13 protein-coding genes and 1 tRNA gene are annotated in these 13,355 nt (G+C 72.7%); 9 read left to right on the forward strand and 5 right to left on the reverse strand.

The window, feature by feature from the left end; genetic code table 11:
• The coding region (locus ACTIFU_RS18250) for a carbohydrate ABC transporter permease (protein ID WP_439579751.1) at positions 1–402 on the forward strand (402 nt) is incomplete at its 5' end.
• A gap of 230 nt (positions 403–632) precedes the next feature.
• Here ACTIFU_RS18250 and ACTIFU_RS18255 read toward each other — a convergent pair.
• Both ACTIFU_RS18255 and ACTIFU_RS18260 read right to left on the reverse strand, forming a co-directional pair.
• Positions 633–1,208: a c-type cytochrome gene (locus ACTIFU_RS18255; protein ID WP_439579752.1), complete on the reverse strand. Its 576-nt coding sequence runs from the start codon at positions 1,206–1,208 to the stop codon at positions 633–635.
• A complete protein-coding gene (locus tag ACTIFU_RS18260) occupies positions 1,208–2,404 on the reverse strand; it encodes a PQQ-dependent sugar dehydrogenase (RefSeq protein WP_439579753.1) in 1,197 nt (398 codons plus the stop codon). Before ACTIFU_RS18260 ends, ACTIFU_RS18255 begins: the two co-directional genes overlap by 1 nt.
• A gap of 173 nt (positions 2,405–2,577) precedes the next feature.
• Between ACTIFU_RS18260 and ACTIFU_RS18265 the strand changes: the two genes are divergently transcribed.
• The 3 genes from ACTIFU_RS18265 (at position 2,578) to ACTIFU_RS18275 (ending at position 4,687) form a co-directional block, all read left to right on the forward strand.
• The gene (locus ACTIFU_RS18265; RefSeq protein WP_439579754.1) at positions 2,578–4,224 is read left to right on the forward strand and encodes a diguanylate cyclase domain-containing protein; all 1,647 of its coding nucleotides are present in this window, start codon (positions 2,578–2,580) and stop codon (positions 4,222–4,224) included.
• Positions 4,225–4,331: 107 nt separating this feature from the next.
• Complete coding sequence (locus tag ACTIFU_RS18270) at positions 4,332–4,526, forward strand: hypothetical protein (protein ID WP_439579755.1); 195 nt, start codon at positions 4,332–4,334, stop codon at positions 4,524–4,526.
• An 86-nt stretch (positions 4,527–4,612) separates the two neighbouring features.
• Positions 4,613–4,687 (forward strand) — tRNA-Gln (locus ACTIFU_RS18275).
• 52 nt (positions 4,688–4,739) lie between these two features.
• Here ACTIFU_RS18275 and ACTIFU_RS18280 read toward each other — a convergent pair.
• Entirely contained in the window at positions 4,740–6,338 is a 1,599-nt protein-coding gene (locus tag ACTIFU_RS18280; RefSeq protein ID WP_439579756.1) for a winged helix-turn-helix domain-containing tetratricopeptide repeat protein, read from the reverse strand.
• Positions 6,339–6,557: 219 nt separating this feature from the next.
• A complete protein-coding gene (locus ACTIFU_RS18285) occupies positions 6,558–8,153 on the reverse strand; it encodes a winged helix-turn-helix domain-containing tetratricopeptide repeat protein (RefSeq protein ID WP_439579757.1) in 1,596 nt (531 codons plus the stop codon).
• Positions 8,154–8,328: 175 nt separating this feature from the next.
• On the opposite strand from ACTIFU_RS18285, the gene ACTIFU_RS18290 reads away from it, so the two are divergent.
• From ACTIFU_RS18290 to ACTIFU_RS18305, 4 genes are all read left to right on the forward strand, one after another.
• Complete coding sequence (locus tag ACTIFU_RS18290; RefSeq protein ID WP_439579758.1) at positions 8,329–8,559, forward strand: DUF1127 domain-containing protein; 231 nt, start codon at positions 8,329–8,331, stop codon at positions 8,557–8,559.
• A 35-nt stretch (positions 8,560–8,594) separates the two neighbouring features.
• Positions 8,595–9,257: a peroxiredoxin gene (locus ACTIFU_RS18295; protein ID WP_439579759.1), complete on the forward strand. Its 663-nt coding sequence runs from the start codon at positions 8,595–8,597 to the stop codon at positions 9,255–9,257.
• Between the two features lie 139 nt (positions 9,258–9,396).
• Positions 9,397–9,747, forward strand: coding sequence for an STAS domain-containing protein (locus tag ACTIFU_RS18300; RefSeq protein WP_439579760.1), 351 nt, complete (start codon positions 9,397–9,399; stop codon positions 9,745–9,747).
• Positions 9,731–10,657 carry a cation diffusion facilitator family transporter gene (locus ACTIFU_RS18305; RefSeq protein ID WP_439579761.1) on the forward strand — a complete coding sequence of 309 codons (927 nt, stop codon included), beginning with the start codon at positions 9,731–9,733 and terminating at the stop codon, positions 10,655–10,657. The genes ACTIFU_RS18300 and ACTIFU_RS18305 overlap by 17 nt, the downstream gene beginning before the upstream one ends.
• Here ACTIFU_RS18305 and ACTIFU_RS18310 read toward each other — a convergent pair.
• On the reverse strand, positions 10,654–11,985 hold the full coding sequence (locus ACTIFU_RS18310) for an NAD(P)/FAD-dependent oxidoreductase (RefSeq protein WP_439579762.1): 1,332 nt from the start codon (positions 11,983–11,985) through the stop codon (positions 10,654–10,656). The two genes, ACTIFU_RS18305 and ACTIFU_RS18310, sit on opposite strands and share 4 nt — an antisense overlap.
• 286 nt (positions 11,986–12,271) lie before the next feature.
• Between ACTIFU_RS18310 and ACTIFU_RS18315 the strand changes: the two genes are divergently transcribed.
• Positions 12,272–13,355: EAL domain-containing response regulator (locus ACTIFU_RS18315; protein ID WP_439579763.1), on the forward strand; the 1,084-nt coding region annotated here is incomplete at its 3' end.

Consider the following 13,355-nt stretch of genomic DNA (forward strand, 5'->3'; position numbering starts at 1 on the left):
GTGCTGCCCTTCGCCTCCTCCGCCTTCGGCCTGTTCATGATGCGCCAGTACATCTCGACCCTGCCCGACGAGCTGATCGAGGCCGCGCGCATCGACGGGTGCAGCGAGCTCCGCCTGCTGCTGACGATCATCGTGCCGCTCGCGCGTCCTGCCCTCGGCACGGTCGGCATCCTGATCTTCATCTCGTCGTGGAACTCGTTCATCTGGCCGCTGGTGTTCATGCGGAGCGACGAGATGTTCACCCTGCCCGTGGGCATCGCCGGCCTCAACAGCGAGCAGATGGCCGAGTACGGCCTCATCATGGCGGCGGCGATCACCTCCTGCATCCCGATGCTGGTGGTGTTCTTCCTGATGCAGAAGCAGATCATCGCCGGCCTGACGCGCGGCGCGGTGAAGGCGTGAGGCCCTGGGCGGTCGCCTGGGCCGTCGCCTGGGCCGTCAGCGTGTCATGCCCTCGGCGCGCGGCCGCCACACCAACCCTCCGCGCGTTGCCCTCCGCACAGAGATGAAGCCTCTGCGCGGAGCGCATCAGGCGCGGCGCAGTCACTCCGCCAGGCGGAGTCGTTGGCAGCGGGCGGCAGCGGCGCAAGCCGGCCGCACGCCTCGACGCGGTTCGCGATCGCGCTACCGCGTCAGCGCGACGTCGGCACCGTCGCGAGATAGAGCGCGAGGTCTGCGAGGTCACGCTCGGTGAGGCCATACAGCGCGGCCTGCATCGAGGTGTCGGTGCCCTGGCGCGTGCCCGCCTGATAGTCGCGCATCGCGTGCAGCAGGTAGTCCTCGCGCTGGCCGGAAAGCCGCGGCACCTGGTTCTGCCCGGCATAGTCTGCGCGATGGCAGACGCCGCAGCGGTGCTCGGCCGAGAGCGCGCGGCCCCGCGCGGTCCGCTCCGGATCGCCGGCGGCCTCGGGTTGCGCCGGTGGCAGGCTGGCGTAGAAGCGCGCAAGCGCCTCGACCTCGGCGTCACGAAGGCCCTGCATGGCCGCGTTCATCGGCTCGAAGCGGCGGATGCGCTCGCGGAACAGGATCATCTGCAAGGTGAGGAAGGTCTCAGGCTGACCGGCGAGCGAGGGCACCTCCGCCATCTCCGCTACCCCGCGCGCGCCGTGGCAGGCTCCGCACAGCTCCGCCTGCTCGGGCGCGGCGGCAGCCGGGACACAGAAAAGGGCCGCGGCGAGCGCCGCGGCCCCGGAACGGACACGGCGCATCAGCCGCCGTAGCTGATGCGGTAGATCGCGCCGTTCTGCTCGTCGCTGACCAGCAGCGAGCCGTCGCGCAGCTGCAGCACGTCCACCGGCCGGCCGTGGAACTGCTGCGCCTGCTCGTCGAGCAGGCCGCTAAGGAACGGCTCGACCGCGGTCACGCGGCTCTGCGCATCGAGCTTCACCGCGACGACATCGTAGCCGATCTTGGTCTCGCGGTTCCACGAGCCGCGCCGGGCGACGAAGATCGCGCCGCGATACGCCTCGGGGAACATCGTTCCGGTGTAGAAGCGCATCCCGAGCGGGGCGGTGTGCGGCCCGAGCGAGGCCGCCGGTGCCTCGAACTCGCTGCACTGGCGCCGTTCCATCGCCGGATCGGCCCAGCTGCCCACGCACCACGGGAAGCCGTGATCCTCGCCGGAGCGGCGGATGCGGTGCAGCGTGTCGTGCGGCTCGTCGTTGCCGGCCCAGTCGCGGCCGTTGTTGGTCGCCCAGAGCTCGCGCGTGGTCGGGTGCCAGTCGAAGCCGACCGAGTTGCGGATGCCGCGCGCCTCGATCCGCCGGTCCGATCCGTCGGCGCGGAAGCTCACCAGCAGCGCGAAGCGGTCACGGTCGAAGGTGCAGATGTTGCAGGGCACGCCGATGTTCGTATAGATCCGGCCGTCCGGCCCGAAGGCGGTGAACTTCCAGCCGTGGTGCTGATCCGGCGGCAGGTTGAATGCCGCGGTGAGGTCGGTGGGCGCACCCGGGTTGGCGAGCCGTCCCTCGATCCCGCTCCAGCGCAGCACCTGGTTGATCGCCATCACGGTGAGCGCGCCGTCCTTGAACGCGATGCCGTTCGGCTGGGTCAGCCCCTCGGCGAGGATGCGGTGGCTGCGCTGCCCGCCCTGGTCGGTCACCGCGTAGACGCGCCCGATCACGCGGCTGCCGACGAACACCGTGCCCTGGTCGCCGAGCGCCATCATGCGGGCGCCTGGCAGCCCATGCGCCCAGAGCTCGACGCGGAATCCCTGCGGCACGCGCAGCCGGTTCATCGGCACGTCACCCGGCGCGGTGACCGTCATGCGCGGCGGGTGCGGCGCAAGCGTGCTCTGCGCCATGCTGTCGGGGCGGCCCTGGGCCCAGGCAGGGACCTGTTGCTGGCCGAAGGCCGGGGCGGACAGCAGGACAAACCCTGCCGCCGCAAGACGGACTGGTCGCATGGTCGTCTCCTCCGCTGGCGGCGTTGGATCGCCGCGTGTGCATCCGAACGCTCCCGCAAGTGCATGCACGCGTCAAGCGGGATGAGCGCACGCTTTGCGCGTTGTTCACCTTCTCCTGGCAGCCTCCGGAGTGCGCCACTCGCTGGCGCGTGCCGCCCGAAGGTCAAGTCTCAATGGCGCAGGGATTCCTCCGCAGCGGCATCGGCCGGCTGATGCTCGCGCTGATGCTGCTCGCAATCGCTCCGGCGATGCTGCTGCTCTGGCACATGGCCGGGCAGGCACGCGACGAGCACGTCCGCACCGCGTCCGCGTTGCAGCGCCAGGCCGCCGGCCTCGGCGCGACCCTGGCCGAGGCGTTGCTTGCCGCCGCCGACCGGATGCTCGCGCGCGTGGCCGAGGAGGACAGCGGCTGGGCCGACCATCCCGGCGCCTGCATCCGCCGGATGCGCCTTCTGGCCGAAGGACACCCGTTCATCCGGAACGCGGTGCTGGTGGCCCGGGACGGCCGCGCGATCTGCTCCGATACCGGTGCGGGCGCGGAGGCGGCGCCCGTCGGCGGGCCCGCCATTGCCGAGGCGCGGCGGACCGGCCGTCCCGTGCTCGCCCCGCCGGTGATCTCCCGCCTGGACGGCACGGTGGCGCTGCCGATCGCGCGCGGCATCGCCGCCCTGCGCGGCGTGCCGGGCGACCACCTGCCCGCCGCGATCGTCGCCACGCTCGACCTCGCCTGGCTTGCCAAGGTGATCGCGACCGGCGCGGGGGTGGACCGGCTCGCGCGCACGGTGACGATCGTCGACCCCGATGGGGCGGTGCTGGCGCATTGGCCGACGGAGGCGCCAGCGGCTGAGGCGGCGCTGATCCGCACCGTCCTCGCCGCCCCGGCGGGCGCGGCCACGCTGGCCGGACCGGGCGCGGCGGACCGGATCGTCGGGTTCGCCCATGCCCGGTCCATGGGGCTCGCGGTCGCGGTCACGGTGGACCGCGCCGCGGCGACACGGGCGGGGGCCCGGCACGACGCACTGCTGCTGTGGCTGATGGTGCTCGCCGGCGCTGCCGGCGTCGGCGCGGCGTTGGCGCTGGCGCGCGGTCTCGTGGCACAGCCGCTGCTGCGGCTTGCCGAGGCGGCCGAGGCGGCTCACGACGGTGCACCGTCGCGGGCGCTGCCGTCGCAGGCGCTGTTCGGCGAGCTCGAGACGCTCAGGCGCGCCGTCGCGCGCATGGCGGGCGAGATCGCCCGCCGTGGGACTGCGCTGGACGCCACCGCTGCCGAGCTCGAGCGGACGAACCACCTGCTCGCCGATCTCATCGAGCGCGATCCGCTGACCGGGCTCGCCAACCGGCGCGCCTTCGATGCCGCGCTGCGGGCGGCGTGGAGCCGCGGCCTGCGCGAGGCCGTACCGGTCGGCCTGCTGATCCTCGACCTCGATCACTTCAGACAGTTCAACGACCGCTACGGCCGTCTCGAAGGCGATGCGTGCCTGATGCGGATCGCCCTCCTGCTCGAATCGCTGCACCTGCGGCCCTACGACCTGGTCGCGCGCATCGGGGGGGAGGAGTTCGCCGTGCTGCTGCCCGACGGCGACACGCCCGGCGTCGTCGCGGTCGGCGAGCGGATCCGGGCCGCACTGCACGAGATGATGCTGCTGCATGAGGGCTCGCCGCACGGCATCGTCACGGCGAGCATCGGCGCGGCCTCCTCCGTGCCCTTCGGCATCGCCGATCCGAGGGTGCTGCTCGCCTCGGCCGACCGCGCGCTGTCCGCCGCCAAGGCGGGCGGGCGCGACCGCGTCGTGGCCGAGGGGCTCGCCGCCGCGGCGTGAGCCGCGTCACATGTCGCGGGAACCCGGAAGCATATGGTCGCGTTCACCGTTTGGTTACGCATCCCGTCCATGCTCCCGCATGACGGCGTGCTGCTGAGGAGGCGACGATGGCCAACCTGGTGAAGACCGCTCCGCCCGCGGGCCCGAGCCCACTGATGCTCTCCGACAAGCTCTTGCGCATGGCGCGCTCCGCCTCCGACGAGGGACGGCGCGATACCGCGCTCCTGCTGCTCGCTGCGGCGCACATGGTGCTGGACCGTCCGGCCCGCCGCCTGCGCCGGCCGGTGATCGGCCGCGCCTGACGCGCCCGCGCAGGCCGCGGCCTGAGCGCCCCCGCCGCGGGGCTTGTTCGGCCGCGCCGATCCGGCCTATCACGGCGGCGCCCGGCTGGGGCGTCGCCAAGCGGTAAGGCAGCGGACTTTGAATCCGCCATTCCCAGGTTCGAATCCTGGCGCCCCAACCAGCCACGGGGCTACCGTGCCGTTGTTCCCCCTCCCCCGCTCAGCCCTCCCTGCTCACCCCTCCGGCAGCCCAGCCGCGCGCAGCCCGCCCAGCATGCGCTTCACGTCGGCGTCTTGGCGCATCCAGAGCGTCGCCTCCACGTCCCGCAGCGTGAGCCCGGGAAGGACCCGATGCAGCGCCGCGACCGCGGCGCGCGCCTCCTCCACCCGGCCGGTCTCGGCCGCGGCGACGGCGAGCGGCTGGAGCGCATTCGAGTAGTCCGGCACGCGCGCGATCGCCCAGCGCAGCTCGACCAGGGCCGCCTCCGGATCGTTCGAGAACAAGAACGCCTTGCCAAGCCACGCGCGCACGACCGGCGGGTAGTACGGGTCGAGCTCCATCGCGAGGCGGAACTCGCGCACCGCCGCCTCCGGCTCGCCGATGTTGACGAGCACGATCCCCGCCGCGGTCCGGCTCTCGTAGGCGCAGGGGTTCAGCGCGACCGCGCGGTGCGCGGCCTGGAGCGCCTCGTCGAAGCGCCGGTCAAGCATCAGGATGTAGGCCAGGTGGGCAAGGCAGAGCGGCAGATCGGGTTCCAGCTCGACCGACCGCATCGCGTGCTGGAGCGCGAGCGTCACCGCCGGCCGGCCCTTGGGCTCGCCCCAGCGCTGGGTGAAGCCGCGCGAGACCGCCCAGGCATGCCAGGCATGGGCCGTGGCGTAGTCCGGGTCGGCGGCGAGCGCGCGGGTGATCATCTCGCGCGCGGCCAGCGTGTCGGCCCGGTTGGCGCGCCCGATCAGCTCGCGCGCGCGCAGCACGAGATCATAGGCGTCCAGGCTCGCCGGCGGGCGGCGCTTGGCCCGGCGCAACGCCTCGTAGTCGACCCGCGAGGCGAGCCCGGAGGCGATCCGGTCGGCGAGCTCCGCCTGCACCTCGAACAGGTCGTCGAGCGGGCGGTCGAACCGTTCTGCCCAGAGATTGACGCCGCTGCGCGCATCCTCGAGCTGCGCGGTGGCCCGGATCCGGCCGCCGGCGCGGCGCACGCTGCCCGAGACGAGGTAGCTCGCCGTTCCGGGCAGGGCTTCGGGTGTCCATGGTGTCTCGGGCAGGCTCCGCCCAGCCGGACCGCGCCGCACGGGGCTCACCACGTGCAGCGACTGGAACCGGGTGAGGTCGGTGACGAGATCGGCGGTCAGCCCATCGGCGAAGTAGCGTTGCTCCTCGTCGTCGCCGATGTTCTCGAACGGCAGCACGACCAGCATCGGCCGGCCCCTGGGCGGGGCGGGCAGGGCCTCCTCCGAGGCCGACGAGGTCTGTGCCGCGGGCGCCACCACGAGCGCGGCCTCGCCGCGCGCCACCGGCGGCACCATCAGATAGCCGCGGCGGGGCAGCGTGCGCAGGAGCTGCTGCGCCTCGTCGCCGATCGCGCGGCGGACCTCCTTGATGCACTGGGTGATGTTGTCGTCGGTGACGAACACGCCCGGCCAGACCGCCTCCATCAGCTCCTCGCGTGTCACGACGCGGCCGGCGTGCTCGACCATGTGACGGAGCAGGGCGAAGGATTTCGGGCGCAGCGTCAGCTCGCCGCCCTCGCGGTCGAGCACGATGCCGCGCGCGAGGTCGAGCGTGAAGGTATCGAAACGATACCGCGCGGTCTCGTTGCCCACACCCATCGAGTCGGTCGCTGCCCCGTTCCCTCCGCCGTCGGTGCGCGGCGCACGGGGAGCCTAACGCTCAACCGAACGGCCCGTCGAGACGGGGCGCTCATACCTGCCTGCCGAAGGTTTCACCCTCGGCAGGCCGGTCTGAAGGGGTTGTTTCGCGCGTGGCCGCCCCACCAGCCCCACGCGCGATACCCGGCTGCCAAAGGTCTGACCTTTGGCAGCCGGGTATCAGCCCTCGGGCAGGCCCGCCGCCCTCAGCCCCGCCAGCATCCGGACGACATCCGCCTCATGGCGCATGCACCAGCTCTCGGCGGCGTTGGCGAGGCTCAGCGTCGGGTAGCGCCGGCAGAGCGTCGCGACGGCGGCGCGCGCCTCGTCGAGATGGCCGGTCTCGGCCGCCGCCACCGCGAGCGGCGGATAGGCATAGAAGTAGTCCGGCACCAGCGCGGTCGCCCAGCGCAGCTCGGCGAGCGCGGCCCCGGGGTCACCGGCGAGCAGCAGCGCCTTGCCCAGCACCGCGCGCAGGATCGGCGGGTGGAACGGGTCGAGCGCCATCGCCAGGCGAAGCTCGCGCACGGCACCCTCCGGGTCGCCCGCATTGGTGAGCACGATCCCGTAGTCCACGCGGCTCTCGTAGGCGCCGGGATTGAGCGCGATCGCCCGGCGCCCGGCCTCGATCGCCTCGTCGTGGCGCCGGCTCAGCACCAGGATGAAGGCGAGCCGGCCGAGCGAGAGCGGCGAGTCGGGCTCGATCTCGACGGCGCGGTTGGCGTGCTCGAGCGCCAGCGCCAGCGCCGCCTCGCCCTTCGGCTCGCCCCAGCGGTGGGTGAAGCCGCGCTGCACCGCGAAGGCCTGCCAGGCATGGGCGGAGGCGTAGTCCGGATCGGCGGCGAGCGCGCGGTCGAGCATCTGCCGGCCGGCTGCCGTGTCCGCCTCGGTGGAGCGGCCGATCAGGTCGCGTCCGCGCAGGCAGAGATCGTAGGCATCAAGGTTGGCCGGCGGGCGACGCTTGGCGCGCCTCAGTCCCTCCTGGTCCACCCGCGCGGCGAGGCCGCCGGCGATCTGGGTCGCGAGCTCCTCCTGCACGGCGAACAGATCCTCGAGCGGGCGGTCGAACCGCTCGGCCCACAGATTGACCCCGCTCTGCGCGTCCTCCAGCTGCGCCGTGACGCGGATCCGCCCGCCGGCGCGGCGGACATTGCCCGAGACGAGGTAGCCAGCCGCGCCGGCGACCGGCTGCACCGCCCACGGCGTGGCGGGGAGCGCGCGGCCCAATCCCGCCGAACGGCGCACTGGGCTCACCACGTGCAGGGACTGGAACCGGGTCAGGTCGGTGACGAGATCCGCGGTCAGCCCTTCGGCAAAATAGCGCTGCTCGTCGTCGCCGCCGATGGTCTCGAACGGCAGCACGACGACCATCGGCCGGCCGGTCGGCGGCGCGGGCGGCGCCTCCCCCACGGAGGTCTCCGGCGCGGCGGTCACCGCGAGCGCGGCCTCGGCGCGCGAGACCGGGGCGGCGAACAGATAGCCGCGCCGCGGCAGGGTCCGCAGCAGGCGCTGCCGCTCGTCGCCGATCGCGCGTCGCACCTCCCGGATGCACTGCGTGATGCTGTCGTCGGTCACGGTCACGCCGGGCCAGACCGCCACCATCAGCTCCTCGCGGCTGATCAGCCGTCCGGCATGCTCGACGAGGTGGCAGAGCAGCCTGAACGACTTCGCCCGCAGCGCGATCTCCGCGCCGTCGCACCCGACCAGGACGCCCCGGTCGAGATCGAGGGTGAGTCCCTCGAAGCGGCAGATCGCGGCCCCGCGCGCCGCGCCCATGCGTCCTCCTGACGGTGTGCCGGCTCCCGTGTCGGGACCCGTCTATCCGAGTTTCGGCGCGATTTCACCCCGATTTCGGTGCGCTCTCGGGACTTCCGCGCGCCGGATGCGGTGTTCTCCCGCTCACCGGCGGGGCGCTTCGCCACCGCGGCCAAAGAGAACCAGGGAGTCCAAGATGCAGACCACCACGATGCCGGCCGGCGCGCTCGCCACCGCGACGATGCACACCCTCTCCTTCGGCGCCGCGCTCGGGCGTATGCTGCGCGCGATGCGCACGCGCCGGCAGCTCGCCGGTCTGGATGACCGGATGCTTGCCGATCTTGCGATCAGCCGTGCCGATGCCATGCGCGAGGCGCGCCGCGCCCCGTGGGACACCGCGCCTTCCGACCGGCGCCGCCGCGCCTGACCCGGCCGTCCACCCCACGCGAAGGGACCACCGCCATGACCCTGCAGATCAACCAGATGGCCCCGGACTTCGAGGCCGAGACCACCATGGGCCGGATCCGCTTCCACGAGTGGATCGGCGATGCCTGGTGCGTGCTGTTCTCGCACCCCAAGGACTTCACCCCCGTCTGCACCACCGAGCTCGGCGCGATGGCCGGGCTCGGCGCCGAATTCGACAAGCGCAACTGCAAGGTGATCGGGCTCAGCGTCGACCCGGTCACCTCCCATGAGCGCTGGTCGAAGGACATCGAGGAGGTGATGGGCTTCATGCCCAGATACCCGATGATCGGCGACTCCGACCTCGCGGTGGCGAAGCTCTACGGGATGCTGCCGGCCAATGCGGGCACGACCTCCGAGGGGCGGACGCCAGCCGACAACGCCACCGTGCGCACCGTGTTCGTGATCGGGCCCGACAAGATGATCAAGCTCGTGCTCGCCTATCCGATGAGCACCGGGCGGAACTTCGACGAGATCCTGCGCGTGCTCGACTCGCTCCAGCTCACGGCCAGGCACAAGGTCGCGACCCCGGTGAACTGGAAGCAGGGCGAGGACGTGATCATCGTCCCGGCCGTGTCGGACGAGGAGGCGCGCCAGCGATTCCCCGAGGGTTGGCGCGCGCCCAAGCCCTACATGCGGATCGTCAAGCAGCCGACGACCTGACGCCGCCGCCCCCCGCGCGCCGAACCCCGGCGCGCGGGGCCTCATACCCCTTTCGGACGAATTTCGTCCGGCTTTCGGGACCGGGCGCGACCTCGCGCGGCCCGAGATCGCCCCACGCCGGGATACGGGAGAGGCGTCGATGCAGTACCGAGACGCGATCCGGACGACCGCCGTCGCCGAGCCGACCGACGAGGCGGTCACGATCGTGGCCCTCGCTGGCCGGCTCGATGCCGCCGGCGCCGTGGAGGCCGAGCGGCGGCTGATGGTGCTCGCTGGCGCCCGCCGCGTGATCGCCGATCTCGCCGGCATCACCGCCGCCGACGCGGCCGGGGTGCGCGCGCTGCTCCGGGTCGCGAAGCGGGTCGAGGCCGAGGGCGGCCGCCTCGCGCTTGCCGGCCTCGCCGGCGCGGTCGCGGCGCTGTTCGAGGAGTCCGGCTTCGCCGCGGTGATCGCGATCCAGCCCGCGCCCGGCGATGCGTGCGCCGCGTGAGCCTGCCGGTCTGGCGCCCGAACAGCGCGCGCGCGAGCGCTCGATGCTGCTCGGCGCGGTGCTCGACTGCGCCATCGTCGTGCCGATGGCCGGCGCCGGGCTGTGGGCCAACAGCCTGACGCTGGTCGGCGAGAGCCTGCGGGCGGTGCTGCTGATCGCCCTGGAACTCTCCCTGCTGGCGCTGCTGCGGCGCATCCATCGCGAGCGGATGGCGGACTACGAGTACGGCGCGGCCAAGCTCGAGCAGTTCGGCAACCTGCTGGTCGGCACGGCGATGCTGCTGGGTGCGGCCTGGGTCCTCGGCACGGCGGCGATGCGGCTCGCCGCGCCGCCGCGCCAGCCCGCGCTCGGCATGGCAGTCGCGGCGCTGGTGGCGGCGATCAATGTCGGCATCAACGCCGTCGTGCTTCACGCGATCTGGCGCGCCGGCCGCGACGGCACCTCGATCATCCTCGTCGGGCAGATCCGCTCGCGGCTCGCCAAGCTGGTCGCGTCCGGCCTCGCCGCTGGCGCGATCACGGTGAACGCCCTCTGGGGCGAGGACACGCCCGGGCGCGTCGCCGACGCGGTCGGCTCGGGGCTGGTCGCAGTGACCATGGTCGCGCTCGGGGTCGGGATGTGGCGCGACGCGCTGCCGCACCTGCTCGACCGCCGGCTCGACGAGGCGCGCCAGGTCGCGATCAACCGCGCCCTCGCGCGGCATTTCGCCCAGTATGACGCGCTCGGCGCGGTCCGCTCCCGGCTCGTGGGGCGCGGCGCGGCGGTGGAGCTCACGCTCGGCTTCGCAGCGACGCGCACGATCGGCGAGGTCCAGCGCGTGGTCGATGCGGTGGCCGAGGACCTGCGCGCACTGATCCCGGGCGCGCTCGTGACCGTCACCCCGGTCGCGGTGCCGGGGTGCCGCCGCTAGTGCAGCTTCACCTCCGGGCTCGGCCGCTGCGAGAACCAGCTGAACAGGCTGCGCCACAGCACCGGCGTCCGGCCGTGCAGCGCCATCTGGTGCATGGTGTAGAGCGAGCGGTACATCAGCCGCGCGAAATGGCCCTCGACGAAGAAGCTGCGCCCGACCAGGAAGCCCATCAGGCTGCCGACCGTGCTGTATTTCCCGAGCGAGACCAGCGAGCCGAAGTCGCGATAGACGAACGGCTCCAGCGGCCTGCCCGCGAGCCGCCGCTCGATCTGGCGGATCATGTGCGCGGCCTGCTGGTGCGCGGCCTGGGCACGCGGCGGCACCGGCTGGGGAAAGCCCGGCCGCGGGCACTGCGCGCAATCGCCGATCGCGAACACATCCGGGTCGCGCGTCGACCGCAGCGTCTCCGTCACGACCAGCTGGTTCAGCCGGTTGGTCTCCAGCCCGCCGATCTCGCGCAGAACGTCGGGCGCCTTCACGCCGGCCGCCCACACCACGAGCTCGGACGGCAGGAACCGCCCATCCTTGAGCATCACCCCGTCCTCGCGCACCTCGCTGACGGGCGTGCCGGTCAGCACCTCCACGTCCAGCCCTTCGAGCAGGCGGCGCGTGGCCTCCGAGATGCGCTCGGGGAGCGCAGGGAGGATGCGCGGGGCCGCCTCGACCAGGCGAATGCGCAGGTCGCGCTCGGGGTCGATCCGGTCGAGCCCGAAGGCGATCACCGCGCGAACCGTGCGGTGGAGCTCGGCGGCGAGCTCGGTGCCGGTGGCGCCTGCGCCGATCACCGAGACGTGGAGCTGACCCGGCCGCACCGCCTCGGCCTGGCTGTTGGCGCGCAGGCACGCGTTGACCAGCCGCCGGTGGAAGCGCGAGGCCTGGTCGGGGGTCTCCAGCGGCACCGCATGTCTGGCCGCACCCGGCGTGCCGAAATCGTTGGTCACGCTGCCAACCGCGATGATCAGCGTGTCGTAGGGCACGGTCGAGGCCGGCGTGACCTCGCGGCCCTCGTCGTCGCGGGTCGGCCCGATCGCGACCTCGCGCCGCTCACGGTCCAGACCGACCATCTCGCCAAGCCGGTAGGTGAAGTGGTGCCAGCGGGCCTGGGCGAGATAGTTGAGCTCGTGGGCCGAGCGGTCGAGGCTGCCCGCGGCCACCGCGTGCAGCAGCGGCTTCCAGAGATGCGTCCGCGTCCGCTCGATCAGCGTGACCTGGGCGCGGCCGGACTTGCCCAGCGTGTCGCCGAGCCGCGTCACCAGTTCGAGCCCGGCCGCCCCCCCACCGACCACGACGATCCGGTGAGGGGGGGCGGAGGGTGTCCGGTCGGCCATGCGTCGTTCCCGTGCCCAGCAGTTGCGAATGTGGATCGTGGTGGCTGCGCGCCGTCGCACAAGGGTGGACCGGCTGCGGGAGGGAGAGCACCGCGCGGCCGACGGACGGCGCCCGTGCCCCATGCTGGAGCAATACAACCCTTACGGTAGGCACTACACGCAGTGATGGAGTATTAGGGACGCCGGTCCATGGTCGCGCGACCCCCTCGGACCCCAGGCAGGATCCATGCCGCAAGGAACGGCTGACCGGTCATCGACCATCAGAGGCAGGCCAGCACCGCCTGGCGTGAAGACCGCGATCGTGGTCGATGACCATCCGGAAATCTGCACGCTCGTGGCCTCACAGCTGCGCAAGCTCGGCATCGCCGCGCAAGGCATGACGTCCAAGGCCGACCTGGTGCAGGCGCTCGACTCCCCGCACCCGGATCTGCTGCTGCTCGACCTCTCGCTCGGCGAGAGCGACGCGGTCGAGATCTTCAGCGTGCTGAACGAGCGCGGCTACACCGGCCGGGTGGTGCTGATGAGCGGCCACTCGGGATCGGTGCTCGATCATGCGCGGCGGATCGGCGAGCGCGCCGGGGTGGAGATCGGCGGCACGCTGCGCAAGCCGTTCCGCCGGCGCGAGCTCGAGACCGTCGTCTCGGCGCTCGGCGGGCCGGCTGTGGTCGCGCCGCCGCATCGCTCCGAGCCGGTCGAACCCGGGCTGCTGCGCGCCGCCCTCGACAACGGCTGGGTCGAGTTCTGGTTCCAGCCGAAGATCGATCTCCGCAGCGACGCGATCGCCGGGATGGAGGCGCTGGCCCGCATCCGCCACCCCGAGCGGGGCGTGCTCGCGCCATCGGCCTTCCTGCCGCCGATCGAGGACATCGACCTGCACGACCTGACGGTCGCCGCGGCGCGCGCCGCGCTGGCCCTCTGCGCGCGCAGCGGCTCGCACCTGCCAGCCTCGATCAACGTCGCCGGCCGCACCATCCTGCGCCCCGGCCTGATCGAGGCGCTGAAGGCGCTCGGCACCGGCGTGGAGCAGCGGCTGATCATCGAGATCACCGAGACCGACCTGATCGGCGACCTCGCCGCGGCCGAGGCCTTCGCCACGCGCGCGGTGCTGCACGGGTTCAGCATCTCGATCGACGATTTCGGCACCGGCTACGCCACCTTCGAGCGGCTCCGCCACATCCCCTTCGCCGAGCTGAAGATCGAGCGCGCCATCGTGCATGGCTGCGCGGAGGACGAGGCGCTGCGCAAGATCTGCCGCGCCGCGGTCGAGCTCGGCCACGGCTTCGATGCGAAGGTCGTGGCCGAGGGGGTCGAGACCCGCGCCGACCTCGACACCGTGCGCGCGCTCGGCTTCGACCTCGCCCAGGGCTACC

This window comes from Elioraea sp. (assembly GCF_051860475.1).
Lineage (GTDB): Bacteria > Pseudomonadota > Alphaproteobacteria > Acetobacterales > Acetobacteraceae > Elioraea.